This window comes from Enterovibrio qingdaonensis (genome assembly GCF_028683135.1).
Lineage (GTDB): Bacteria > Pseudomonadota > Gammaproteobacteria > Enterobacterales > Vibrionaceae > Enterovibrio > Enterovibrio qingdaonensis.
The window spans coordinates 1-26,136 of sequence record NZ_JAJUBB010000034.1; the positions used below are offsets into that span (position 1 = coordinate 1).

The window sequence follows — 26,136 nt, forward strand, 5'->3', positions numbered from 1 at the left end:
CTCTCTGTGAGGCCTTTTTCCTGCACTTTCAGACATTAATCACACCTCATCTACGCCTGAAATCAACTATACCTGAAATATGTCTGTGCAAATGGCTGTCCCTTTTGTAGGGCTTTTCGATAGGAGATTTGTGGTGCGCATTACCATTAAAACCTGGTTGGTCGTGGCAACGGGGTTAGTGCTCAATATTGTGGCGGCACTCATGACAAACTTTGTCATTGATGATCTCGGAGAAGAGGTGGCCTCGGTTGCAGAAAAGCAATTTAGCAACAACCAGCTTATTCAACTGACGTGGCAGCAAGTGGACGCATTAGAGCGTAGACGTGAAACATTGCTGATTGTTATGGCTCTGAAACCCTCGAATGATCACGTGCCTTTCGACATTGGAACCCGTCTTTTGGATGCGTTTGGCGAGATGGTGAGTACCCCTCTGACTCAGCAGAATCTTCCTAAGATCATGCTTAAAATAGACCAGCAGCAGGATCTCCTGCGTGAAAAGATAGATTCGTTATATTTGGACAACCTTCAATTGGCAGAATCGCAGCGGGAGATCAACAGCAAGGTATCTTCCTATCGTAACCTCGCATTGTTCCTTCAAGTACTGGGTCTGGCTCTCATCATGGCGAGAGATCTTTCAAGACGGCAGGATTGAACAATATTACCGCAAAATATGCCTCAAAATTAAATAGTTAAACATGCCATAAAAACAATATTTAAACGGAATAATATTCTGTTTGTGTTATTTAAAATGGTGCCTAACGCTACCGACCTTCTGTTTTAATACTCGAATATTTTAGTCCTTCTTTTAAGGGCGATTTTTACTGTTTTTATGCGATTTTGGGGAGAAAAATGAAAGGCGCTGATCGCGTTCGTAGTGTTGTGGCTGATATGTTCGCCATGGTTGTATTTAGTTTTGTTACTGGCATGTTGATTGAGATTTTCATTTCAGGCATGTCTTTTGAGCAATCTTTAGCGTCTCGTCTTTTGTCGATCCCAGTCAATATCTTGATTGCTTGGCCTTACGGCGTATTCCGAGACAACGTTCTGCGCTTCGCTACTCGACAGTTTCCCTCTCGTTTAACCAAGCGCGTGGCTGATTTCTTTGCTTACGTTGTGTTCCAATCGCCTGTGTATGCAGCGATCCTATTTACAGTAGGGGCAGAACCAAACCAGATCCTGACAGCGGTTGCGAGTAATGCCTTGGTTTCCGGTATGCTGGGCATCGTGTATGGCGTATTTCTGGAAAAATGCCGTCGCTTTTTTAAAGTACAACCGGTGGCAATGCCTGTTGGCGGGTAAGCGGATACTCTGCACGATAATGGTAAAGTACATGATGGAGCTGCCCTAGGGTGGCTCTTTTTGTATCAGCGCTTTACTCCTTGATAAGGGAAGTGGTACTACTGCTTTACCCCGCGAGTCATCGCAAACTTGGACCAGCATATTTACGAGGAGTTTTTCTTTGATTTCGTTCCAGCCCACCTCTGACTTACAGCGTTCTGCCGAATTGACGTTTAACAACATGCGCCCCTACTACGCGCACTATGCGGTTGATTGGGAACAGTCCAAAATACTGGAGCAGATTTCAGGGTTGGAGAACTGGGATATCTTGTACCGAGGTGTACCTGTTGGTGCGGTGAGGATAGCAATGGAAAACGACGACTGTTATTTGCGCGATCTCCAAGTGGGTACGGCTTTTCAAAACAAAGGGATTGGTGCTCAAGCCTTAATAGAAGCTGCGCGTATTGCCACAGAGCATGGTGCTAAACATGTAAAGCTTCGCGTATTTAAGATCAGCCCTGCTTTTCACCTTTACACGCGAGAAGGCTTCTCGCTCGTCAAAGAGGATGACCGATTCTACTACATGGCCAAAGAGATATAAGGCTCAGGGGAGAGCCGCATTCTGCAGGATATTTCGAGTTTGGCATTGAATTTTGAATGCGGACAGATAGAAAAAAGAGAAACCACATTGGTTTCTCTTTTTGGTTATCGTACGGATTCGTTCAGCGTGTCTTAGTGATTGTGCTCACCATCAGCATGATTACATTGCTGAGGTGCATATTTTGACGCTTGCATACGAGGCTGAGATTCAGCGAGTCGCGAGCGGAAGCTGGTACGGGCGGTAATAGGCTGCTCGCCCTGCACGGTATAAACCGGCTCTAACGTTGGTTGGCTGATGGCTTTAGCATCCAGCACAGAACCGTCACAGACGACTGATGCGCGGACAGGATTATCAGCGCGTGCCACGTTAACGTGGAACTTGTTCATGTTGTCGGCGTTGCGGCGGTTGTTCTTCAGCCCATATTTCAGTACTGCGCCATTCGCTGTTTCGACCTCAAGCGCACAACTATTGGCTGACAGTGTTGCAGCATCATCAGGATAGACGTATCCATAAGAGCCATGTAGTGCAGGGAAGATATAGCTGTCTAACGTGTTTTGAGGGTCGTAATAACCGACCAAGGTTGTAACAGGCACGCCAAACGCGTCAGGTTTACGTGCTTTGCTCGCTTGATACTCTCCGTCTTTTACCCACGTTTGACCATTCGACACATACAGCAAACGACTGCCGTAAGGCACGGTGATCTGTTCACCGTTGATGTCGAGGTAAGAGTGGTAGCCCGCGTCGGAGTTAAACGTAAAAACCTTACCTTTGTTAGAGGCAGAGGCGACGGGCACCGACATGTTGCGCGCCCAATGACCGTTCCACGTCGATAAATCAATCTTATCGAAGTTGTTCAGCAAGCCTGCGATATAGTCGGCGTTGGCATTCCAAGGGTCAACCGATGTGGTTTCCAATGCATCGATGCTGTGGGTATATTCCACCATGCTTTCTGTCGTTTCATTCCACTTGCGAAAGCCAGTTGACGAGGTTTCATCAAACACGGCTTTGCTTTCGAGATTTTTTTGGATGAAGTGCATCGCGTAAGGTGTGTACAGCGTGAAGCGTTGCGCATCGTACATTGCCCAACCACCTGCCATTGAGTCATAGCCAAAGCGGAACATGTCATTGAATGCGGGAACACACTGACCATCATGGCAACTCTCACCGCCACTGTTCTGAGGCGCGAAATTAGGAATGAATACGTCTTTTGATGAATCCCAGCCCCACGTTGAGTTTGTCATGTGAGCGGGTTTATGCACGGAGCCTTCGAAGCCACCAGGGTAGTGGCCCAAACCATAGTTGTGGCCGACTTCGTGGCTGAACTCGTTGCCGATTGAGCTGTCGAGCGTCACCATGCCCGCACCACCTGAACCACCGTGTGTTTGCACACCGTTGCTATAAACGCCGCGTGTATTGTGTGCGGTTAGCTGTGCGGCCAAATACGGGTTTTCGCTTTCGCCTACGCCTGTGGTGGTGTGAATACCATAGTTAGCGTTGTTAATACCGATTGAGATGAGTTCTTTGCCGATTCGTTGACGCATCGTACCGCCATGCCAACCGCCCTCGCTCGGGTCGTGGTCGGTTAGCAGGGTGCCATCAGGCAACATGACTTCGGTTAAGTGTACGGGCTCGTATTCGCTAACCACCATCTTGCTCAACGGTGCAGTTTCAAAGTACTCGCGCTGCGCCTCTTTGTCGTATTGGAAATGGAAACCTTGACGAGGTTCGACAAGCATACCTACATCAATGGTATGCATGAGAAGTTCTGTCGGGGCACCGACTTTTACATTGTCGAGAGAGCCCGTATTGCCTTGGTTTTCAAACGAGAAGTTGACACCTGGCTTCACCCACTCTTTCGGTAATTCTGCAGACCAGAATCCATCACCGTAGCCGATCTTGTTAAAAATCAGGTCGTCTTCAAGTACCCAAGTGCCTTTTACGTTTTTAAAGACGGTGGTGGTGCCATTAACAATGGTTTTTTTGCGCTCTTCGTAATACGACACGACAGAGTTGTAGCCTGCACTGGACGTAAACGCGAAGGTTTTGCCATCAAGCGCTGGGTTGTTTTGTTCAAGGACGATTTCGCGAAGCCAATGGCCATTCCATGTTTTTAGTTCCACTACATCGTTTATAGCCAATGCAGCAGCAACGGCTTCGCTGGAAACGTCACGAACCGCGAACGCATCCTCTGGGTTAAACGTGAAATCGATAGCAGTATTTTGGATTTCTGGGATCGCTAGAACGTTCTTGGCAAGCTGGCTGGGGTGAAGCATATCCAGCGTCCCCAAAAGTTTACCGGCGCGATCGGTAACTGAAACTTGTACGGCGGTATAGTCTGTCGGTGCATGTTCAGGTTTAAACATGACCTTGGTTGTACGGTTCGCGACCAGATGTGAGCGTGTATCCTGCGCATCAGGGCTTGCTGGCACGATATGCGCTTGAGCGAACAATACCGCCCCGCTTAGGTTGCCAACGAGGTCATTATTGAGCTGATTGGTGTTGAAGAAGATGGATGCGTTTTGTGTTAGGTCTGTACATTCGCTGGTATCGAGATGTGTTGTTTGCGGACGCTCCCAAATATAGTTTCCGTCGTTATCTTTTGAACCACGCGCAGCCGCATATAATCCGAAGGTACATTTTTCAGCGGTAAAGAACCCCATCGGGTAAATATCGAAACCGCCGTCATACCAATATTTTTCCCACTCTGCGGGTATGAATTCGAAAACAGTTTCAAATTCCGTATCAAAATCGAACAAGTCAAACTTTACATTGCCATCGTAATTGATTCGTAAGTTCTTACCTTTGTATGAAAGGTACTTTTGCTCACCATCAGTGACAACATTATCTGGGTTTTTTGCAAGCTCTGCTAACTCAGCCATTCGAGTAACGATCTTTGCCGTATATGCTTCAAAATCAGTTGGTTCTGCATGAACGTTGGTGGCTAAAACTGACGCAATTGCGAGTCCTATCAGTGTTTTTTTCATAGTTGGTCTCTTTGTTTTTGTTATTAGCGTTATCTACGCAAGTGATTAGAAATTGCTTTCGAAAATATTTTATAGTCCACCAAGAATGTTGAGTTATTGATAAAAATATTATTTGAGAGGTTAATTCCATTGATGGGTGATAATTTTGTGAGACTCTGAATTAGGTTGGCGATTTAACTTGGAGTGGATTACGAAGGTTATTAAGGTATTAATATTACATAAGTTTATTTTTGATTGCCTTTGAATCTAGTCTTGAGTAATAAGAAGGCAAAGTGAGGGAAAAGTGAACGCGCTGTTATTTATCATTGAGCGTGGCAGATAAAATACGGTATTTAACCTATCGTTGCCGCTGAAAAGCTGGCAGCCTGTTTACTTACTCATCACGACAGGGTTTGGGGTTATGGTCAGGATAGAAAAATACAGCAAAGTTAGGGAGTCTGAGGCTGGCGCATTGCGTGTGCACCCTGATCAGATGGCGTTTACAGCAAGTAATATCATCGAGCTTGTTACGAACTTGAGTGTGGAAGAGCATCCGTATCTAATCATCGAGCATCAAACTGTGGTGGGTTTCTTCATATTGGATTTAGGTTATTCAACGCGTGTTGAGTTTACGGACAGCTTTACCCTAGGTGTAAGGGCACTGTTAATCGATTTGCGTTACCAAGGACGAGGCATTGCAACGAAAGCTATTCGTCTGCTGCCTGCTTATGTTCAAGAAAACTACCCACAGTTTTATAATGTTCAATTGACGGTGAACTGTAGAAACAAGGCCGCTTATGATTGCTACCTAAAGTGTGGTTTTGAAGATACAGGCACAGTTTATTTGGGTGGTCCAGTGGGGCCGCAGCACGTGATGAAGCTTCAATTGAGCACTCACTGACCGAGTCGGATCATCTGTTGCTTGATAAGTAATGACAGGGATAAACGTTCAAAGGGTGCCATTGGCACCCTTTGTTGTATTGGCTAGATGCTCTATTTATCTGACCAAACCGCGAACTCGTTGCCGCTAGGCTCTCTGAAGTGGAAGCGTCGTCCGCCAGGGAACGCAAAGATAGGCTTCACAATTTCACCGCCAGTTTGACGAATATTGGTTTCAGTCTGCTCTAATCGCTCGCTGTAGAACACCACTAATGCTCCCCCGACATCGGTATCGCAATGCTTTTCAGAGCGAAAGAAACCGCCGTCTAAACCTTCATCTGAAAACGCAGTGTAATCTGGGCCGTAGTCGGTGAATGTCCAGCCAAAGGCTTGGGAAAAGAAGGATTTTGTTGCGAGTAGGTCGGTTGCGGGAAATTCAACATAGTTGATTTTGCCGTGTTGATTCATCAGGGTACTCCAAAGATTCGGCATTCGCGTCTTGTCACGATAGCGTGTCTTTTGTAGCGGTGTGACGCTCGCTTAGCCTCTACAAATAGTCTGGATTCAGCATAGTGAAAACGGAGCTAACTCGCTGGGAGCTAAGACACTTTCTGAAAAAGCTGCAACTAAAATTAAACATTCTCGATGCCAATAGGTGACAGGGTACAGACTCTTTTCGCAAGCAGTGTTTTGTTACACCAATATCTTGGATTAACCACAAATGGCAACCTCACAGAGGCAGTCTGCGGGTGAGGGGAAATGGTATTGAAGAGGCGTTGATTACCTAGCGCGACGTTCGACACAATGGAAATTGGAAGTGCAAAAGGTCGTGGTATCTGTGGTTTAGCGTGGTGCTATTCTTTTCTTTCCCGGTATATAAAAAGCCGGTGCGCTCAAGCACTTTCTGCGATGCGATATTCTGCGGCGTGGTTTTCGCTAACACATAATCGACCGTGAGTTCACTTCTGCAGATTTCCAGCAATGCCATAACTGCATTTGTTGCGATGCCTTTTCCTATTTCTTTTTCGCAAACACGATACCCAATCTCCGCATATTCATCCTGAATGTCATGAATGTTTGCGCGCGCAATGATCTGCTTGGATTCATTTTCAACAACGAACATAAGGTGTGTTTGGTGGCCCTGCAAATCGATAGATTGACGCGTAGCGCGGGTGAGTCCGGGCAAATCAAAAAAGCGTGCCGGACGAGGGGGGATATGCTGTTCAAACCACGCTTTGTTTCTGATTTCAAAATCAAGCAATGCGGAGCAGTGATCGAGTGAAAGAGGAGTGAGACTAAAAGCGTGCATTGCTAACAGTTGAGACGAGCGAAGCCGCAGATTGTGACGGAAAATGTTGAGATGGCAGGAAGACCATAGTGATAAGTTCGAGTGATTTCACGATTTCTTGGTGCCCTTTACACTGTAAACCAACGAGATGAGCCAACTTTTGAACTCGCTATACCTAAATCACCTGCCATGAGTTTGGATTTTCATGCCCGCCTACAAACCTTACAAAAATGTATAGTTCGGGAAAACTTCACGCAAATTCACTTGGGTAAAGTACACACATCGACAGGGAACAGGCCTTGTCGGGTTAACACCCAATACGAGGAATTGATGATGAAAAAGTCTAACGTTTTTAAACCAGCTGCGGTAGCAATGATTTTTGGTATGACTGCATTTACTGCATATGCATCTGATGCCCCAACGTCAATGAACCAAGATTCTGTTTCTTTGCTTCAGGCAGTAGAAATTGCGAAAAACAACACCAACGCAGTGCCGATGGAAGCGGAGCGAGACGTCGAAATGGGCCAAGCAATCTATGAGATAGAGTTGATTGGCAAGAATGGCGAAGAAATTCATACCGTCGTCAACGCCACAACGGGCGAAGTGATTTTAACCCAGCAACGTCGCGACCACGATGATGACCACCACGACGATGATGACCAAGTCGAAAACGCCCTATGGTTGTCAGGGGTTAATAATGGCAAATACCTTTCGCTGGAAACTGCCGTTAAACAAGCAGAGGCGGAATTTGGTGGCAAGGCGTGGAGTGTTGAAATGGATGACGACCACAATAGCCTCACCTATGAAATTGAAATGCTGAACGCAAATGGTAAGCGTGTTGAAACAAAAATCGATGCTGTGAACCCAGCAAAGTCGTAATCCTTTGATACGTTAAATACGGGTGCGAATTCGCACCCGATGGAGAAAACATGATGACTGAATCAACGAAAACATCCCGTCTTTGGATGCGCGCAAAATCGATAGCAAAACAAGTACGTGAAAACGGTATTGGTGCTATCGTCGGAGTGGTAACTTTCTCGCTGTTTTTCATGATGGGACTGGTTACACTGGGCGCATGTTTACTTGCAGGCGTCGCTGCCGTCATTATTGCCAAATGGCATGAGCATAAAGCAAAAAATGATGTAGCCAACCCAGCAAACAATGTGGAAAACGATCCGATTGTTGCGGCGTAGTGCCGCAACAATGCGTAAACAAGAATAAGAGAGAATCACAATGCGCGTATTACTGGTGGAAGACGATACTAGCCTCAGCAGCTTTGTAGAAAAGGGGCTACGTGAGGCGGGACATCAGGTTGAAGTTGCTGACAATGGCAAATACGCCCTCTCTCTTTGTATGACTGAACAGTATGATGTGGCCGTGGTCGACCGTATGTTGCCGGGGCTTGATGGCTTGTCGCTGGTAAAAGCATTACGTGCTGCACAAATCGGTATTCCCATTCTATTTCTCACCTCATTAGGCGGCGTAGATGACCGTGTAGAAGGACTTGAAGCAGGCGGCGATGACTACCTCACCAAGCCCTTTGCCTTCTCTGAGTTATTAGCGCGCATAACCGCGTTATCCCGCCGTTCGGTGCTTAAGTCTACTGAAACCAAACCCGAACTCGCTTACGGTGATGTCGTTCTTAATCTGTTTGAACACGCCGCAACGCGTCAGGGCGTTTCACTTGATTTACAGCCAAAAGAATTTCGCATATTAGAGTTATTTTTGCGCCATCCAGGCCGCGTCATCACGCGTACGATGCTGCTTGAACATGTATGGGATATTCATTTTGACCCCCAAACTAGCGTCGTAGAAACTCACATTAGTCGTTTGCGTAACAAACTCGAAAAACCGTTTGGAGATACTTTGATTCAAACTGTACGAGGCGCAGGGTATAGACTTGAACGCAAAGAAAGTGGGGAAGGGTAATGCGAAACTCGCTTGATGCATCAAAGAAACGCATTCGTGCCGCGTTTTCGAGAGGCGGGCTAATCAAATGTATGCCTGCTTGGATGAAAAGCTCAGCGGCTCAGCAGGGATTGATGTTCGGTGTCGTCCTGATTTTTAGTCTGGTACTGATGGCGTCAGTGACCCTCGTGTATGTTGACTATGAGCTTGGCAATCAAAATAAGGAAATCGTCAAAGAGTCCCGAGAACTCGTGCAAGGGCAGAACAAAAAAATTGATGATGACCCGATAGAAGATGACGAAATCATGGCGGTGCTGACCACTGGATTTGTGCTATCTGGTTTGCTGGTGTCATTGCTCACAGGGGTTATTGTGACGGCGTTGAGTCGTCATAGCCAAAAACGTATTTCTCGCATCGAGTACGTATTGAACTCTGCCGCAGATGGCGACCTTTCGGTCAGAACGGGTGAGCGGCATACCTACAATGACTTGGCTCGAATCTCCGTGTCCGTTGATGAAATGCTTTCGCGTCTCGAAGGGTCAGTTGCAGCGATGAGTGACATTTCCGCCAATATCGCACACGAGCTTAAAACGCCTATTACGCGTCTTCGCCATAACCTACTGACATTGCGTGATGAAGCAGAATCGGCTCCTGAGCAGCATTCTGAGGCATTTCTCGATGAACTGGATCATGCGTTGGAAGATTCACAGCGATTAGCGTCCATATTTGATGCCTTGCTGCGCATTTCGCAAATTGAATCTGGGGCAAGAAGAAGTCGATTTACCGAGATTGATGTTGCCAAAGTCATTGATACTGTTGCTGAAATTTACATTGATGTTGCTGAAGACGCCAACATGACCCTGAAGGTAAATGTGGCCGACGCGCCGCTGCTGTTGCAAGGAGATCGCGAGCTGCTTATTCAGCAAGTGGCGAATTTGATTGAAAATGCCCTGCGCTATTGCCCACCCGGGAGTGATATCACGTTAGGTTGCGGGCGTGATAACAACGACGTGTGGATTACCGTTGATGATAATGGCCCGGGTATCTCTGAAAGTGAGAAAGAGCGCGTGTTCGAGCGATTGTATCGTGTTGATAAAAGCCGGACAGATGGCGGCTTAGGGCTTGGGTTATCGCTGGCAAAAGCGGTGGCTGGGCTACATCACGGTACGATCACGTTGCATGATTGCCACCCTGGCTTGGGTGTGAAAGTGACTCTCCCTGCGGTAGAAGAGTAAACGTTAATAATGAATATTCATCCAAGCAGGTATGTCGCTTGGTGGAATGTATACCCAAGGTAGAGCTAGGTTATGTATAAAAATAAAGTCGTGGTGATCACAGGCGGCAGTGGAGGTATTGGGGCGGAGTTGGTGAACGCCTATGCCGAATTGCAGGCCACCGTGGTGTGTCTGGACATCGTTGGAGGCGACCACAATCGCTGTCATTACTTTTTGACGGATTTGGGTAAAAAAGAAGAAGTAGTCGCTGCATTTGCGACGATCAAAGCGCAGTTTGGTGCAGTACATGTGCTGATCAATAACGGTGCGATCTCGACGTTCAACAAGCCTGTAGAGACACTGACAGCGGAAGAGTTCGCAAACGTGATCAATGTAAACTTGGTCGGTGCATTTACGTGTGCCAGTGAGTTCATTGCTGCGAATGAAGGTCAAGACTACGGACGCATTGTGAACATCTCGTCAACCCGTTGGCATCAAAATGAAGCGGGTTGGGAAGCGTATGGCGCATCGAAAGGGGGATTGGTGTCGTTGACCAACTCCTTGGTGGTTTCGCTATCTAAGACGCCGATTACTGTGAATGTTGTAAGCCCCGGTTGGATCCAATCTGCGGATTACGAAGCACTGCGAGACATTGACCACCAGCAACACCCCTCTGGTCGTGTAGGTAAACCTCAAGATATTGTGAATGCGTGTCAATTCCTGACCCACCCTGACAATGATTTCGTCAATGGAGCCAATATCCTAGTGGATGGTGGCATGACGAAGAAGATGATTTATCAGGACTAGCGCGCTCAGCAACGCAGAATGGAAAACGCCACCCTTTATGCAACTATATGGTGCTATGAGGGTGGCGTTTTTGGTTTAGATGTTGCCTTCTTTAAAGTCTTTCTGGAAGTAGAGGACTTTTTGCAAGTAGCGTCGCGCTTCCCCTTTCGGGTGCTTAGTCGTCAACGCGTCGTAAACTTGTCTCGGCGAATGGCGATTTAGCTCTACCATGGCTTGCTTGCGATCAGGGTGGAAGGTTGCCAATACCCCGCCTGTACCGCCGTTGTATGCGGAAATCATGCTGAAGTGTTTAGACGACGCATTCTTCACATCACGCAGGTAGCGCGTTTTCAAAATGTGTAGATATGCGGTACCCGTATCAATGTTATTCGCAGGGTCGAACAAATATTCTTTGGTCGGAATGCCCGGCTTTTTCTTCACCAAATTAAATACATCTGCACCCGCTGTTTTGGGAATGACCTGCATTAAACCATAGGCACCTGCATGGCTTACCGCGTAAGGGTTAAAGCTACTTTCTGTTTTAATGACGGCGTAAATCAAATCTTCTGGGATGTTGTAGCGCTTTGAAGCGTCACGCACATAATGGGCATATTGGTATTCACGTTGTTCCAGGTGATCTTTCACCATGTCAATTTCAACGTAATAGGCCGTGCCCTTTTTGATTTTTTTGCTTTGCAGCTTGTTTGAAATCAGATAGCTAGCATAGCGATTTGCACGCCATTCCCACTCAATAGACTTGCCTTCCTGATCAACGATCTGGCCTAAGAAAAAGGGCTTACCCGTCAGTTGGATCTCTTTGTCGGTAAACTGCTCTGCGTATTTAGGATCAGCAGGCATCAATACGGTTTGTACGATTGCCTTTTGCAGTTTGTCCATTGGCTGGTACTGAGAAACGGTCGACACGTAGATCTTACCCGCTTCAAAGTCGATATGGGCACGTGTCTGATAACCATCCAAGTATTTTACGAAGCGATGTTTACTGGACTCAACGTAGTCGTCTTCGCCCCATTGCTTAATCGCTTCTTTCGCCAAATAGCTAAACAACGCATTAATGGCTTTTTTATTGTCAGTAACAGGTTCGCTGGTGGGTGGTTGACTGGTCGTACAATCACACTCCGGCGGTCTTGGGTTTGAACAGCCTGCAAGCAAAAGGGCAGACAAAAAGAGGGCTGCTTTTTTCATCGTATGTTGCGTACTTCTTCTTTTCTGGGAATGCGTGGATAACGTAGCGATGGATGGACATATACCCAAGCATCTTCAAGTTGATTGGGTTTAATCGCTTCTAGGATAGAGGCGACGATGCTATGCAATACCTTAAGAAAAACAAAGTATTTTCTTTGATATTCGTCGAGAAGTGCTCGTTTTAGAGCACTTTATCAACGATGTAGCGAGCGATAGGGAAGCAAGAGGTTGCGGCGGGGGACGGTGCGTTGCAAACCACCAAAGTTCGCGACGTTTGGTGAAACAGAAAGTCGTCCACCATATCGCCATTAGGATAAACAGCTTGGGCGCGGATACCAGATGGATAGCCTTGAAGATCATCCGCCGTTAGTGATGGGCAATATTTTTGCACCTCTTTTAAATATCCGCCTTTCCACAGGCCGTTACGGATCTCTTTCATTGCCGATTTGAAGTGTTTTCCAATCACTTTGTAAAAACCCGAATATTGCAGCATCTCGCTGGTGTCTTTCGGTGAAAAAGAGAAGCGATGATATCCCTCCCGAGCGAGGCTGAGCACGGCATTGGGGCCTACGGTTACCGAGCCATCAATCATCTTCGTCAAATGAACGCCTAAAAATGGCATAGAAGGGTCAGGAATGGGGTATATCAGGCTGTTAATGATGCCATTGTGTTCGTCTGACAACTGATAGTAATCACCGCGAAAAGGGATGATGTTAAACGTGGGTTGCTCGCCCAGTAAGCGAACGATACGGTCCGACATAACGCCAGCGCATGCAATGACATGGTTTGCATGAATTGTGTGGTCGCCTGCGACAACAGTGACACCGTCGGTGGTTTCCTTCATGTATTCAACGGGGCTGTCAAACAACACCTCACCGCCTTGCTCTTTGAGCAGGGTCTCGAGTTTTTCACAGATTTGGCGGTAATTAACAATGCCGGTGGACGGAACGAAAATTGCGCCTAGACCGTTGATATTGGGCTCTTTACTTTTGAGTTCTTGTGCGGACAGTACTTCGAATTCGAGGCCATTTTCTGTCGCCCGCTTTTTGAGTGCGTCCATGCGAGACAGCTCGACATTTGACGTGGCGACCAATAATTTTCCGCATTCTTCATACGGGATGTCATGTTGTTCGCAGAAGGCTTTGATTGCAAGGTTACCTTCTTTGCAGAACCGAGCTTTAAGACTGTTGGGGGTGTAGTAAATGCCTGCATGAATCACGCCGCTGTTGCGCCCCGTTTGATGATTGGCAACAGACTGTTCTTTATCAACCACGACAATGTGGGCGTGAGGTTGTCTCTGCTGAAGCTCTCTGGCGACACTCAATCCCACGATGCCAGCCCCGATGACCAGATAATCACTGCGAATCATGCTTATTCCCCGTTCGTTCCTTACTGTTTGATTGAACGCGAAATCGCCAAAAAAGAAAAGCTGAACAGCGGGGTTTTGTTAAATCAACTTACTGATTTATGAGAGCTAGGAAGATATTGTAATCCTGCTTTAGACGTTGAGATGACTTTAAGCAATGAAACAGGGGACCCAAAAATGGGGCCTTGTGTGTAGCTTATGCCCAAACAGCGAATGGCTTCCAACTCTTCTGGAAGCCTCACACTCTGCGCGATGGTTGGAATATTTAAGACATCACTGATCTGTTGGATGGATTCGACAATTTGTCGGTTAACCTGATTGTTAGTGATGTGCCCTGTGATGCTTTCGTCGAGTTTCACGAAGGAAATGTTGAATTTCTTAAGGAAATTCACTGACGCCAATTCCGAGCCAAATTTATCGACGCTGACGTGGCATCCTGCCGCCCTGAGCTTGGCTATGTTTGCCTTTGCTTGGGTTGGCGACGTGATGAGCGTCCCCTCATCAACAACAACACAAAGGCGGCTGGCGGGGAATTCGCTTTTTTTAATGAGGTCAGCGACCTCATCTACGATGTTGTCACTGTAAAACGAAGACAGTGATAATTTCATGGCAATATTCAAGCCAGCATCTTTGATCTTGGTTGCTTGTTTTCCAAGGACCTCGTTGAATGCCCATCGTTCAATATCGTTAATTTTGCTGTTAGTTTCATGCTCGTTGAGAAACTTGCTGGGGTCGATGAGCTGGCCTTCTTCTGTAACCAAGTGGGCTTGTATCTGATGCCAGTAGGGTAGTCCCTCCACATTGGGAGTGATGGGGACACAAAGTAAGCTAAAGGCTGATTGCTTTAGTGCTTCATCAATATGGTGAAGAACGTTTTCCGAGGAACTTTCTCCAACAATGTCGTTGTCTGAATAGATAGCAACGGAATTCGACGTGTCTTTCTTGGCTGCCAATAAAGCCAACTCCGCCTGCTCCAATACCATATAAGGGTGCATGTTCACCGTGCTCGCGCCAGTTATGCCTACCATAGTGATAACAGGGATAGATCGTGTGGCATCTCGGTAGCACAAATGATTAAGCTTTTCAGCGATGCCTTGTGTCACCCTTGCCGCTTCTGAAGGACTGCAGCCTCTTAATAATAGAGCGAAGCTCAAATCATCAATACGGGCGAGAAGATCATTGTTTCTGATAGACGACTGGATCAGTAAAGAAGCCGATTTTGATACCTGCTCCATCACCATGACGGGCAGTATATTGTTGCTGGTTGTATCGGGCTTTAGTCTGAATAGAGCAACGGCGTGCTCGCTATACTTTAAGCTCAATTCTTGGATATGATTGCGAAGTGCGAGCTCGAATCCTTGACGATTCATCAGCCCCGTTAGCATGTCATGTGTCGCGCTGTAGGTGAGCTTGCTGCGAAGGGGGAGATAACTTGAAATATCCCTGACTGACACAACCCAGCCAATATCAGCCTCAGCACTTCCCTTCAGCGGCGTAATCGTCAGATGTACGATTTGGTTTTCATCTGCATCGGATCTAATCGTGACGTCACGTTGAATTTGCTTAATCTCTGACTGACGTTGTTCAGTAGATAAGATATCGAGGAAAGACACCTTATGCTGATGCACTTGGAGGTGCACATGTTGGTCAAGGGGATCCCCGACCATACTCTCATTTAAACTCAACATGGTTTCGCAGGTAGAATTAATAAAAGTGATGTTCAGCTGACTATCTAGCATCAGAAAGCCTTCAGTGACGCCTGAGTGTGAAAAGTCTTCGCGTTCACTTTGGTTTGTCTGCTGCGGTATATCTTGTGAATAGGAGCGTTCTGAGTGCACCCCTATAATACGCTCGCCATCCACATGACATGCTGCGGCAAAAAAACGCTTGTTAGGTAGACCTTCAAACGTGACATAGAAGGATACTTCCGTGAGCCGTTTTATTGGCTGTTCGACTGAGAGCAAATTGTCGAGTTTATAGCTATCATCGGCAAGAATACGGGACTTCCAGTGATACACGTCAATCGGTGCGTTTTTTTCGAGATGGTAGTCGTCATACATACGGGCATCCCAAATCAGCTCCTGTGTGGCCGCGTTGTATTCCCATATACCAAATCTGCCAACTTCCGCCGCCAAAAGCGCACGCTCTGAGGCAAACGTAACCTTGTCCATTGCAAATTTTTGCTCAGTTATGTCCGTGATGGTGCCCACCACGGTTTTATTCAACCCACTTTCATCTTTGATTAGAGGTTGGCAGCAATCTCTGACCCACCGGTACTCTTGCCTGTCATCCATTAAACGATATTCGATAGTGACTGGAGACTCGCCAATTTTACTGATGGTATGTTGGTATTCCTGAAGATCCTTGGGATGTATACGTGCCATCCATTCATACAGTCTGCGGATAGCCGTCGGTGAGATATCAAGCACTTGTTGAAGGTTGTCAGAAAACGAAATGTATTTGGTGTGACACTCAAGTTCATAGATGCTGAGGCGGTTAATCCCTAACGCAAAAGAAAACTTGGTGGACCAAATATGGCGTTCAGTTTCAATACGTCGTTCAGAATCAATGTTTTGTATTTGGTAGATAAAGTGAATAGGCTCTTTCGTCCAGTTATCGCGTACGGCAGTCGCCGACACTTTTGCCCAAAACACCTCTTTGTTTTTTTTCAGGAAACGCAGTTCTTTTTGGAAGTTGTCGATTTTTCCTGTTTTGAGTTGATAAAAACTGGCGTCTATCGAATCCCTATCACTCGGAAATAACATCTGTTTGAACGTGCGGCTAGTCAGTTCTTCACAGTCGTACCCCGTTAAATCGATGAAGCTTTTGTTTGCGTTCATCAATTCACCGCTTGGCTTTGCCATGACCATGCCTATCACCGAAGCGTGCATCGCATTTTCAAAAAGCTGCGCTTTTTCTTCGCTGATTTTTCTTGTCTGCCTCAGTTGAGAGGTGTTCACGATGAGCCAGCTTCCCAGCATCATGGCCCCCGCGATCGGAACCAACAATTGGGTGACAACTAAGCCGCTGGGTACCAAATCGAGTACCAATACATGCTCGACCAACAGCAAATTGAGGGTAACTGAGATAACAAACGTTGTAATGAAGGCTGACAATCGGTCGAGTACGACACCTGCTAGCGTGATAGCGATGGCAATTTCGACAAAAGGAAAGGGAATGAATTTTAAGAATATTCCTGAGCCCGCCGCGATCAGCGCGGCGGCTACAAGTCGCTTGATGTTGGGAAAACGAAACGGATGAGCAGACGGGCGTTTCGCAAGTAAATAGACCATCGGTGTCGCAGAGATAATCCCGATAACATCGCCGAGATACCATCCCAGCGCGATGTCGAAAAAGGGGCGTTGAAGCACGTTATGAAGCACCATGCCGCCAACGACTGTTCCTGCCAGAGGGGCCAACACCACGGTCAATATTAGAAACTTCACAAAGACGCCGGAAGATGAAAATGGATTTTGATTGTCTGCGGCTTTCACAAGGCCGAACGTACCAAAGGCGATGGTGAGGGTATTTGCAGTGGCTAGCAGTAATGCGAGCCATACGGGGTCGCCAAAAAGGAGGTTTGATAGGGTAATGGCCAAAAACGCGGGCAGTAATAATATGAGACGTTGCTTTTTCGGAGACAGTGCGATGACGGCAATGGAGAACGCATTGGTGTACCAAATAAACGCCGCACTGTCGGGTTGTCTGAGCAAATAAATCCCGAACAGGGAAAGGAGAAGGCATCCCAAAAAGATCAAAACGCTTCGCGAAAGCAAAGCGTCATAAGGAAACCTATCCACAAAGCGAATCGAAGTATCAGGCATAGTGAAGTTCTAATCGTTACCGTGTTGTTTGTGACAAACAAAAACTGCAACATCTTGAGTGCGTTTTTTTGACTCTTACTTAGGTCATGCGGCTAGCTAGTCCGGCATTCTAAAAGCTTAGACTATGTCTCATCGTTGAGTGCTTTATTCGACCATTTGGTGAACGGATTTAGGGGCAGTTACGGCTGTCTGCTATAGCTCGTTGTACTTTAATGCCTTACCAAAGCATTTTTCCACGGGATATTTGGCTCTATTTAATGCCATTTTTCTATCGCATGCCGCTTCTAAATCGATGTGACATTTCTCTGCTAATCGCAGTAAATACAACTGAATGTCGGCCAGTTCATGAGCAAGAGCCTCTTGCTTTTCGGCAGGGAAGTTTTCAGATTGCTCCGTCGTTAACCATTGGAAAAGCTCGTTTAATTCGCCAACTTCACCGTTAAGTGCCATGACAAGATTTTTGGGGTTATGGAACTGATCCCAATCTCTTTCCTTTGCAAATTCAGCAAGGTCTTGTTGAAGGCGTTTAAAAGCATTGGGTGTATCAATTGTTTTCATGAAGGTATCCGGCCACAGCAAAAAAGAAAACAGTGTGGCATGTCATTGGGGGTTTGCAAGCGTGCGTTGGTCATGTCTGGTCGCACGAGTAACTGGCACATCCCCCAAGGTTCTCGCGCCTTCGTGTTCCTCCAGTTTGGCTATACACGTCCGATTTTTGTGAAATTTTAGACTTTAACGTTTCAGTGAAAGCGAATTGCTCTGAATCCTGTCTATTCTTTTTACAAGGAACTGCATTTGGATAAAGACACATTGAATGAAGTGACGACCACCCTTCTTACCTACTCGCCAGCAACGCTCTTCTTCGCCGTCATTTTACTGTCGTACTTGCTGGAAGACTTAGCCATTGTCTCGGCCAGTGTTGCCGCGGCGCATGGTGTGATGTCTGTCCCGCTTGCATTACTGGCGATATTCGTTGGTATCGCAAGTGGTGATGTCGGGCTTTATGGCCTTGGGGTGTGGGCGCGTCGCTGGCGCACACTTCGAGGCTTTCTGTTGACCAAGCGCAGTGTACGTTTTGTAAGGCGAAAGCTACGAACGCAGACCTTCGGCAATTTGTTTTTAATTCGGTTTATCCCAGGCCTTCGTTTTGTCGGTTTTTGCCTGAGCGGCTTTTTCCGTATTCCTATCCAAACGTTTCTGCTGTCCGTATTTTGTGCGACAGCACTATGGACGGGTGTCGTGTTTACCTTGGTCTATCAACTTGGTGAAATTCAGTGGGTACACCAGCACGTGAGCTGGGGACTTATTCCATTTGTGGTGTTACTGCTCGTGGTTATCAACCGGATAGCGGGTAATAAGTTAAAGGAGAAAACGGTGTGCCAAGATTAAAACTGGTGGATGACCAAATGTTAGCCACCCAACCAGTCAATCACGGAATGCCGCCGTTGGATATGACAGGCAAACCTGTTTCTATGTTCGAGTTTTGGCCGAGCAGTGTTTTCTATGCACCTGTGGCGGTGCAGTGGCTATGGTATGGCGTCAAGTACCGCAGCTTTGGTTTGCCGCTTATTGCAAACCCAACCATTTCGTTAAGTGGCATGGTCGGAGAGTCTAAAGACGCCATTCTTTCATTGGCAGGTGAGCACGCCAAAAAATGGATTTTGCCTTACGTTGCATGGGAAAAATCACTTTTCCCGCCGGAAACCCAAGCCCATCAAGCCCTTTCTAAGCTTCATAAAGCTGGCCTTAGGTTTCCCATCGTCGCTAAGCCAGATCTGGGTTGTCGTGGTGCAGGGGTGCGCTTGGTCGAAAACAAGCACGCGTTAGAAGAGTACCTTCGACTTTTCCCTTTGGGGGCTAAATTAATCCTTCAGGAAAAAGCCCCTTATAACGCGGAAGCAGGCGTGTTTTATGTCCGCTATCCGGGAGAGGAAAAAGGCCGTATTTTCTCACTCACATTGAAATATAACCCGTTTGTTGTCGGTGATGGTGTTCGAACGCTGGCTGAGCTTATCGACGACGATCCTCGGGCAGGGAAAGTCAGCCACCTTTACCGAACGCGCCATGAAGACAAATTGGATTTGGTTTTGCAAAACGGGGAGGAGTTTCGCTTGGCGTTTGCTGGCAGCCATTGTCGAGGTGCCATATTTAGGAATGGGTCGGAATACATTACCGAGGCACTTACTCGGAAATTGGATGAAATTTTTGATGATTTCCCCGGTTTTCATTACGGGCGCATTGACCTCAAATTCCGTGATATTGAAAGCCTGATGAAAGGCGAAGACTTTGTGATGCTAGAGGTTAACGGTGCCAGCAGCGAGGCTGCCCATATTTGGGATAAAGACGCAACCTTGAAAGATGCTTTCACCACCTTGCTCGATCAGTACCGAATGTTGTTTGAAATCGGTGACAAACAGCGACGAGCGGGCTGTTCGGTACCTTCACTGCTCGATTTATACAAGGCATGGCGAACAGAGAAATCCTTGGTTCGGCATTACCCTTCGACCGATTAAGAACGCAGAAGATGTATGACAAAAACAAAATAACGACGCGCTATTTTAAGGGGATACTATGCTAGCGAATGATGCAGAAGGATCAAACCCACCCATACCGTTCGAGGTGGAGGGATGTTTAGACATTGCTCATCAAGCGAAGGAATTGTTGGTGCAGCTTACCGATGAGCAATATAACTATGTCGCCAAGCCTTATCTGCAAAGCTCCATTGGACAGCACATGCGTCACATATTGGATGTGTTTCAATCCTTAATGGCATGGCCGGCATCCTCCTTCATCGATTACGACAAGCGTCGTCGTCAACATCCCGTCGAAAAAGATAAATCCATTGCGTTGGAAGAGTGGGGCATGATCGAACAGTGGGTGTTGGGCGTTTCGAAAGAAGCCTTAACTAGCCCATTAACGGTAAGTGGTGAGGTCAGCTTGCATCAACAGGTTTCACCGCATGCGTCTACAACGTTGGGGCGAGAGCTCTCTTTCGTTGCCAGTCATGCCATACATCATTTTGCGTTACTCCGCGTCAGCTTATGTGCTCAAAATATCCCAACCGATCATGTGTTTGGTTTAGCGCCGACGACAGCATCGTACTACCGAAGGGGCAGTTAAATGTGCACCGTTAGTTGGATACTCAACAACCGCGGTTACGACGTTTTTTTTAATCGTGATGAACAAAAAGGCAGAGCGATTGCCGCACCTCCTAGCAAGTTTGCGCTTGAGGGTACGGAATGTCTGATGCCACTTGATCCTGACGGTGGCGGCACGTGGATCGCCAGCAATCAGTATGGGTTGTCGTTGTGTTTACTGAACTATTACCAAGGTGATGTGCCCGAGTTGCCGCTCATTAGCCGAGGGCTATTGGTTAAAATGCTTGCGTCATCGCCAAGCGTGCCAGATGTGGTATCCACCTTAAATAGCTTGCACATGGGTTCTTATGCGCCGTTCACCTTGTTGTTGTTTGCGCCCGATCTCACGTCTAGCCATGGGCACGTTATTGCGTTTCAGTGGGACGGACACGTGCTTACACAGCGGCCGAGTGTTGAGCCCATGATTTCTTCATCTGTGGCCTTCCAAGAAGTTATGCAAGCAAGGCGAAAAGCCTATAAAGACTATATGGAACCAACACCAACCATTGAAAATGCGTGGGCGTTCCACCGTAGCCATGTTCCTGAGGCTGGCTATAAATCCGTTTGTATGCACCGTGAAGATGCCAATACGGTGAGTTTTACCCATTTATCCATTTCACCGTGTAACGCGACAATGCGTTATGTCGATGGCTCGCCGTGTGAAAACAAAAAATCGGTGACCACTGAAATTGCCAGAAAATCCTCGTCCTTAAAGTGGGTTGCCAGTGATGCGCCCAAATAGTATGCAGTTTGTTGGTGTTGGTGTTGGTGTTGGTGTTGGCGCTGGTATTCCGAAAAATCTGAAAGTTTTCATCATGCTTTCGGTCTGATGATAGGTGATTACGACGTTTTTGGTTTGGGTTAACTAACCACTTAGGAGTGCAACTATGTCTCGGGTTTTGATTCTCATTGCGATGCTTTTTACATCATCAGTTTATGCCGCTGATGATGTTTACACCGGCTTTTTCAGCAATAAGGCGGTGAGCGGTTACGACACGGTGTCTTTTTTTGACGGTGCACCAGTCAAAGGTAAATCAGCGTTTAAAACCAAATACCAAGGTGCCGATTGGCTCTTTGCCAGCCAAGAAAACTTAGACAAGTTTTTGGCTGACCCTGAACAGTTCGCGCCTCAATATGGCGGTTACTGTGCTTGGGCGATTGCAGAGAAAGACGACCTTGCACCGGGTGACCCCAAATACTGGAAAATCGTCGATGACAAGCTATACCTGAACTACGATCAATCCATCCAGAACAAGTGGGAAAAGAACATCCCTGGATTTATTGACTTGGGAAATAGCAACTGGGCGAAACGCTAAAACGTATGCCAGTGTGAAACATTGAAAGGAGAATCAATGACGATTAGCCCTTTTCAGTTACCAAGAAAGACCCCGTTCGGTCTCGTTGAAAAAACAGTGGAATCCCTCACCGGCCTTCGCAAACTCGACGGATACTACCGTCGACGCCCAGAGGGAATTGATACTGACAATTTTCTCGCGTACACCCTTGATGTGTTGGGGGTGGATTACACGGTTTCGCCCGAAGACATAAGCAAAATACCCGCAACAGGCAGCACCGTCGTGGTGGCGAATCACCCATTAGGTGGGGTGGAAGGCGTTATTCTTGCCAAGCTTTTACGTCAGGTTCGCCCGGACGTAAAAGTGCTTGCGAACTATTATCTCAAGCGTATCCCTGAGCTGTCGGATTTGTTTATTGGCGTTGATGTGTTTGAAGGGAAAGAAGCAAAAAAAGCCAATATGCGTGCGCTGCGAGAAGCGCACCAGCATGTCAGTGACGGTGGTTTGCTACTTGTTTTTCCTGCCGGTGAAGTGTCTACCTTTGATAAAGACGGCTTGCTGAATGATAAAGCGTGGAGTCGATCTGTGGCCGGAATTGTGCGCAAACACAAAGCCACGGCGTTGCCGATATTCATAGGCGGTCGAAACAGTCGAAAGTTCTACCGTGCCGGAACGATTCATCCTCTTTTACGTACTGTCCTATTAGGGCGGGAGTTGCTGAACAAACGAGGGCAGCCCATACCGCTTTCCATCGGAGCACCGATTGCGTGGAAAGAAGGAAAATCCTTTGAGTCTGATGATGCATTGGTCAATTACCTTCGCCTCAATACCTACCTGCTAAACAATGAAGAGGTTAGTGAGAGTGCCAAAGTGCCAACAAACGGCATAGACATTATGGAGGCCGCCTCGACCGAAAGTATCGAACAGGAACTGGCTGCCTTGCCAGAGAATGCCAAACTTCTGTCCTCCAACGAGTTTGATGTGTTTTGCTGCAGGAGCAAACACATTCCCATCGTTTTGCAAGAAATTGGCCGAATGCGAGAGCTGAACTTTCGCGCAGTCGGCGAAGGTACGGGGTTAGATTGCGACATCGACGGGTACGATGCGTACTATCTCCATCTGTTTATTTGGGACCGAGAAGCGCGTCAGCTAGTGGGTGCTTATCGCCTCGGCCGCGTTCAGGAGATCGTGAAAAACTTAGGGATAGACGGACTCTATTCGCGAAGCCTTTTCCAATACGACGAAAGGTTTGTGGAGTCCATGGGAAATGCCATGGAAATGGGGCGTTCTGTGATTGATGAAAAATATCAACGCAGTCTAACGGCGTTGTTATTACTGTGGAAAGGCATTGCGGAGTACGTATACAGAAACCCGCATATTACGACGCTCTACGGGCCAGTCAGTATCAGTAACGATTACCCGCTCAAAGCGAGGCGGTTGCTGGCAGAATGCTTGAGTATTCACCACTACGACGACGACATGGCGCAGCTAGTAAAACCTACAACGCCACTGGAAACATCGTCACCTGTGCCTTGGCATACTTCGATGCTGTCAGCGCTGGGGGATGTCCAACTACTGTCGAAAGTGGTGGGGCGAATGAGCAGTGGGCTAGGCGTGCCCGTGTTATTGCGCCAGTACTTAGGACTAAACGGGAAGCTGGTGTGCTTTAACGTTGATCCGGCGTTTAACAACGCATTAGATGGGCTTATTGTGGTTGATTTACGTAAAGTTCCCGCTAAAACACTGGGTCGATATATGGGAAAAGAACACGCCGTTGAGTACTTAACGAGTCACAATGGTCAAGAATAGCCAGCCAGAACAATGTCAAAATAAAAAACGCCTCCATGGAGGCGTTTTTTATTGTTCAGCTAAATCCGTGCGTTAGAAGTTAAGCTTTGCACCAACGGAAATAGTGCTGGTTTCCGCATCGCCTCTGTCTTGATAGCCCAATTCAAACGCAAGGCCAGGTCCAATGCCCGGTGAAAGACTGATACCCAAGGCACCGAGAAGTCCCCAACCGTCTTCAGACACATTGTTATACGTATTGTCGTAGTAGTTACCGCCACCACGAACATACACATTCCCCAATACCACAGGGAGGTTAAGCTGAAGGGCAATAGGAATAGACGTCGAGGTGAAATCACGATCGATGCCGCCTGCATCGGGAATTTCTGCCGTTGTCTCACCATAGCCCGTATAAATACTGGTGAAGTCATTCAGAGCCAGATTGCCGTTTAGCTTCCAAAAATACCCCGTCGCGCTTCGGCCTTTGTAGGTAACGTCAGCCACACCTGCATCAGCACCGACAGATAGCGGAAGGATTAGCGCGGAAGCCGATGAAGCGAAAAGAGCAGCACTCAGTGCTGAAAGTGTTGCGAGAGTCCGAATGTTGGCCATGGTCCACTCCTTGTGAAATCGAGCTCGATGTATCTAATTTGAGACAGTTTTACTGCGTTTCATTGTAGGTGCGAATTGCAGCCCTAGCTGGGTTGTCGGTCAATTATTGGCAAAGAGATCAGATATTTGTGAACTGGCACATGAGGTTTTCGAGATGGAGAAACAAAAATGGCACCCAAGGTGCCATTTGTCCGAGGTATATCAAGCCAATTAGAGGGTAACGAGTGCTGAAACAACACCAATCAAGCCACCGAATACACCACCCCAAACAACAAGCCAGCCTAGATGCTCGCGGATCATTTTCTGCACAATATCTTTCACCATTTCAGGCGTGAGTTCATTAAGACGTTGCTCAATCACCAGCTCAATGTTTGCCGTGATATCTCCCATCATTTCAGGTTGCTCAATTTGGGTTTTTAGCGCATCACGGAACTGTTCTTGCTGCGTGATATCAATAACAGACGCCTGCATTTTCTCAACGAAAGGCTGGCGGAGTGGCGTAAGTGCTTCAGCACCGCCCATCATCATCAACATGCCGCCAAACTGACTGTTGTTGATGACGTCGACAAGGCCATCAAACGTCGGGTTAAAGTCGATTTTCTCAATGACCGGCTCAAGGTTGAGGTTAACGTCGCCTGCCATCTCTTTGCTCAAGAAACGGTCGATGTTCTCCTTGGTAAAAAACTGGTCCATCATCAGCGACTTAATGCCGAGTTTGAAGGCTTCAAATTGCGCTTGAATCACGCCCGAACCGTATAGCCCTGGCACTTTTTCAAACAACATATGAACGGCGAGTAAATTTGTCAGAGAGCCGGAAAGCGCGAAGAGACCGCCATATAGCGCGATAGGTTGGTCGAAATAGTAGCCTGCCGCTGTCACAGCGACCGCAATAAGGTTGGTCAGAAAACTCTTATTCATGAATGTTGCTCTTTGAAATGGTTCAGGAAATGGTAGCGATTCTAATGGATGGCATACAACGGAACAACGGGTTGAGTAAAGATCTGATTTGAGCACATGTCACGGATATTGGATGCGACGCGCACTCCTTGCGATTGAAGGTTACGCGGACGAGCACCTCACCCTACACTCATTCTGTCGATGATTTAACCGATTCAAATATAGGATAAGGATGTTTTTACGCGCTACTTTGGTTGGTTTTTTGCTGGTGGCCCTAATGGGTTGCAGTAATAGCGAGCGACCCTTCGAGATTAAAAATCTTGCGAAATCTGACATGGATTTAATCACGGACATCCATATTCTAGAGATGCGTGATCTTGTGCAAGAGCTCACCATCAAGCTGTATAAACGAAACCCGAAAGAGCTGGCAAAAGTGCCGGAGATGACGGTTGCGTTGCGCCTTACTGCGTTATTAACCGTTGAACGACCTGCTGAGGGATTTGAAGAGCTGGGCGGTCTTGATGGTGTAGAAGCCTTATACCTCGCCTTTTCGGAAACATACCAAGGAGACCGCGTTTTTGCCATGATGGCAGGGATCTCAGGCATGCTCAGCGAGAGCTACAACAACCAATTGGAATTCTTCATCCTCGACGAAATAGACCAGCAGAAGCTATACAACAGCGCACGAAACTTAGAGATCGTCGCGTGGTTGATGAACACCAGAAAAGACCTTGATGGTGAGTTATTGCTGTTGAGTAACGGCATTGCTGACGACGGCACACCCAACTACAGCTACGAGCGTGTGCTCAGCAAAATGATTGTCATACAGGATATGATGGCAAAAATGGTCGCAGACAGTACGAATCGAACCATCAACCAAGTGGTGCACGGCGTCGCATCGATGACCTTCTTCCCGATTTGAGTCCTGCTCATGACGTGAGCCAACGCCTTTTTTAGTGCTATTTAATGCTTCGACGGTCAAATTGAGGCCATACAAAATTGGCTTTTGGTAAGTTGTGGTAAGCGCAATTACCACAACGTAGGTTTTGGGTGAAAAGTTTACCAAAACTCGTGTTAGGCAGTATCGTTTGGCTCGTTTC

At 47.1% G+C, this 26,136-nt stretch carries 25 protein-coding genes; 16 read left to right on the plus strand and 9 right to left on the minus strand.

Translation table 11 applies throughout. The annotated features are described in order from the left end of the window. Positions 1 to 133 precede the first annotated feature (133 nt). The 3 genes from LRP49_RS24150 to LRP49_RS24160 all read left to right on the plus strand — a co-directional run bounded on the left by LRP49_RS24150 (position 134) and on the right by LRP49_RS24160 (position 1,879). Entirely contained in the window at positions 134 to 652 is a 519-nt protein-coding gene (locus LRP49_RS24150; RefSeq protein WP_274146106.1) for a hypothetical protein, read from the plus strand. A gap of 197 nt (positions 653 to 849) precedes the next feature. After that, a complete protein-coding gene (locus LRP49_RS24155; RefSeq protein ID WP_274146108.1) occupies positions 850 to 1,299 on the plus strand; it encodes an L-alanine exporter AlaE in 450 nt (149 codons plus the stop codon). Between the two features lie 160 nt (positions 1,300 to 1,459). Next, on the plus strand, positions 1,460 to 1,879 hold the full coding sequence (locus LRP49_RS24160) for a GNAT family N-acetyltransferase (protein WP_274146110.1): 420 nt from the start codon (positions 1,460 to 1,462) through the stop codon (positions 1,877 to 1,879). A gap of 131 nt (positions 1,880 to 2,010) precedes the next feature. On the opposite strand, the gene LRP49_RS24165 is transcribed toward LRP49_RS24160, so the two are convergent. Then, positions 2,011 to 4,863, minus strand: a complete 2,853-nt coding sequence (locus LRP49_RS24165) for a M66 family metalloprotease (protein ID WP_274146111.1) — start codon at positions 4,861 to 4,863, stop codon at positions 2,011 to 2,013. 400 nt (positions 4,864 to 5,263) lie between these two features. Here LRP49_RS24165 and LRP49_RS24170 point away from each other — a divergent pair, with 400 nt between their 5' ends. After that, positions 5,264 to 5,743, plus strand: a complete 480-nt coding sequence (locus tag LRP49_RS24170) for a GNAT family N-acetyltransferase (RefSeq protein WP_274146112.1) — start codon at positions 5,264 to 5,266, stop codon at positions 5,741 to 5,743. A 92-nt stretch (positions 5,744 to 5,835) separates the two neighbouring features. Here LRP49_RS24170 and LRP49_RS24175 read toward each other — a convergent pair whose 3' ends face one another. Continuing rightward, on the minus strand, positions 5,836 to 6,189 hold the full coding sequence (locus tag LRP49_RS24175) for a VOC family protein (RefSeq protein ID WP_274146114.1): 354 nt from the start codon (positions 6,187 to 6,189) through the stop codon (positions 5,836 to 5,838). A gap of 316 nt (positions 6,190 to 6,505) precedes the next feature. After that, positions 6,506 to 7,030, minus strand: coding sequence for a GNAT family N-acetyltransferase (locus LRP49_RS24180; RefSeq protein ID WP_274146116.1), 525 nt, complete (start codon positions 7,028 to 7,030; stop codon positions 6,506 to 6,508). Positions 7,031 to 7,342: 312 nt separating this feature from the next. On the opposite strand from LRP49_RS24180, the gene LRP49_RS24185 reads away from it, so the two are divergent. From LRP49_RS24185 to LRP49_RS24205, 5 genes are all read left to right on the plus strand, one after another. Then, positions 7,343 to 7,888, plus strand: coding sequence for a PepSY domain-containing protein (locus LRP49_RS24185; RefSeq protein WP_274146117.1), 546 nt, complete (start codon positions 7,343 to 7,345; stop codon positions 7,886 to 7,888). A 50-nt stretch (positions 7,889 to 7,938) separates the two neighbouring features. Beyond that, a complete protein-coding gene (locus LRP49_RS24190) occupies positions 7,939 to 8,202 on the plus strand; it encodes a hypothetical protein (RefSeq protein ID WP_274146118.1) in 264 nt (87 codons plus the stop codon). Between the two features lie 40 nt (positions 8,203 to 8,242). After that, complete coding sequence (locus LRP49_RS24195) at positions 8,243 to 8,938, plus strand: response regulator transcription factor (RefSeq protein WP_274146119.1); 696 nt, start codon at positions 8,243 to 8,245, stop codon at positions 8,936 to 8,938. Further along, positions 8,938 to 10,152: a sensor histidine kinase gene (locus LRP49_RS24200; RefSeq protein WP_274146121.1), complete on the plus strand. Its 1,215-nt coding sequence runs from the start codon at positions 8,938 to 8,940 to the stop codon at positions 10,150 to 10,152. The genes LRP49_RS24195 and LRP49_RS24200 overlap by 1 nt, the downstream gene beginning before the upstream one ends. Before the next feature lie 72 nt (positions 10,153 to 10,224). Next, the gene (locus LRP49_RS24205; RefSeq protein WP_274146123.1) at positions 10,225 to 10,938 is read left to right on the plus strand and encodes an SDR family NAD(P)-dependent oxidoreductase; all 714 of its coding nucleotides are present in this window, start codon (positions 10,225 to 10,227) and stop codon (positions 10,936 to 10,938) included. Positions 10,939 to 11,013: 75 nt separating this feature from the next. On the opposite strand, the gene mltC is transcribed toward LRP49_RS24205, so the two are convergent. The 4 genes from mltC to LRP49_RS24225 form a co-directional block, all read right to left on the minus strand. Further along, positions 11,014 to 12,120 (minus strand): membrane-bound lytic murein transglycosylase MltC, encoded by a 1,107-nt coding sequence (gene mltC / locus LRP49_RS24210; RefSeq protein WP_274146125.1) that lies wholly within the window; start codon positions 12,118 to 12,120, stop codon positions 11,014 to 11,016. A gap of 181 nt (positions 12,121 to 12,301) precedes the next feature. Next, positions 12,302 to 13,489: an L-2-hydroxyglutarate oxidase gene (gene lhgO / locus LRP49_RS24215; protein ID WP_274146126.1), complete on the minus strand. Its 1,188-nt coding sequence runs from the start codon at positions 13,487 to 13,489 to the stop codon at positions 12,302 to 12,304. A gap of 83 nt (positions 13,490 to 13,572) precedes the next feature. Next, positions 13,573 to 17,310 (minus strand): EAL domain-containing protein, encoded by a 3,738-nt coding sequence (locus LRP49_RS24220; RefSeq protein ID WP_274146128.1) that lies wholly within the window; start codon positions 17,308 to 17,310, stop codon positions 13,573 to 13,575. A 192-nt stretch (positions 17,311 to 17,502) separates the two neighbouring features. Continuing rightward, positions 17,503 to 17,868, minus strand: coding sequence for a nucleotide pyrophosphohydrolase (locus tag LRP49_RS24225; protein ID WP_274146130.1), 366 nt, complete (start codon positions 17,866 to 17,868; stop codon positions 17,503 to 17,505). Between the two features lie 252 nt (positions 17,869 to 18,120). On the opposite strand from LRP49_RS24225, the gene LRP49_RS24230 reads away from it, so the two are divergent. The 6 genes from LRP49_RS24230 to LRP49_RS24255 all read left to right on the plus strand — a co-directional run bounded on the left by LRP49_RS24230 (position 18,121) and on the right by LRP49_RS24255 (position 23,551). Next, positions 18,121 to 18,699, plus strand: coding sequence for a DedA family protein (locus tag LRP49_RS24230; protein WP_274146142.1), 579 nt, complete (start codon positions 18,121 to 18,123; stop codon positions 18,697 to 18,699). Positions 18,700 to 18,716: 17 nt separating this feature from the next. Beyond that, positions 18,717 to 19,823, plus strand: a complete 1,107-nt coding sequence (locus LRP49_RS24235; RefSeq protein ID WP_274146144.1) for a D-alanine--D-alanine ligase — start codon at positions 18,717 to 18,719, stop codon at positions 19,821 to 19,823. Between the two features lie 58 nt (positions 19,824 to 19,881). Continuing rightward, positions 19,882 to 20,430 carry a DinB family protein gene (locus LRP49_RS24240; protein ID WP_274146132.1) on the plus strand — a complete coding sequence of 183 codons (549 nt, stop codon included), beginning with the start codon at positions 19,882 to 19,884 and terminating at the stop codon, positions 20,428 to 20,430. After that, positions 20,431 to 21,189 (plus strand): NRDE family protein, encoded by a 759-nt coding sequence (locus LRP49_RS24245; protein ID WP_274146133.1) that lies wholly within the window; start codon positions 20,431 to 20,433, stop codon positions 21,187 to 21,189. A 145-nt stretch (positions 21,190 to 21,334) separates the two neighbouring features. Continuing rightward, positions 21,335 to 21,763: a YHS domain-containing (seleno)protein gene (locus LRP49_RS24250; RefSeq protein ID WP_274146135.1), complete on the plus strand. Its 429-nt coding sequence runs from the start codon at positions 21,335 to 21,337 to the stop codon at positions 21,761 to 21,763. 36 nt (positions 21,764 to 21,799) lie between these two features. Continuing rightward, positions 21,800 to 23,551 carry a lysophospholipid acyltransferase family protein gene (locus tag LRP49_RS24255; RefSeq protein WP_274146136.1) on the plus strand — a complete coding sequence of 584 codons (1,752 nt, stop codon included), beginning with the start codon at positions 21,800 to 21,802 and terminating at the stop codon, positions 23,549 to 23,551. Positions 23,552 to 23,623: 72 nt separating this feature from the next. Here the strand turns inward: LRP49_RS24255 and LRP49_RS24260 are convergent, their stop codons facing one another. Both LRP49_RS24260 and LRP49_RS24265 read right to left on the minus strand, forming a co-directional pair. Next, entirely contained in the window at positions 23,624 to 24,139 is a 516-nt protein-coding gene (locus LRP49_RS24260) for a hypothetical protein (protein ID WP_274146138.1), read from the minus strand. 210 nt (positions 24,140 to 24,349) lie between these two features. Further along, positions 24,350 to 25,057, minus strand: a complete 708-nt coding sequence (locus tag LRP49_RS24265; RefSeq protein WP_274146140.1) for a DUF445 family protein — start codon at positions 25,055 to 25,057, stop codon at positions 24,350 to 24,352. 313 nt (positions 25,058 to 25,370) lie between these two features. Here LRP49_RS24265 and LRP49_RS24270 point away from each other — a divergent pair, with 313 nt between their 5' ends. Continuing rightward, positions 25,371 to 25,958, plus strand: a complete 588-nt coding sequence (locus tag LRP49_RS24270; RefSeq protein ID WP_274146141.1) for a hypothetical protein — start codon at positions 25,371 to 25,373, stop codon at positions 25,956 to 25,958. Positions 25,959 to 26,136 lie beyond the last annotated feature (178 nt).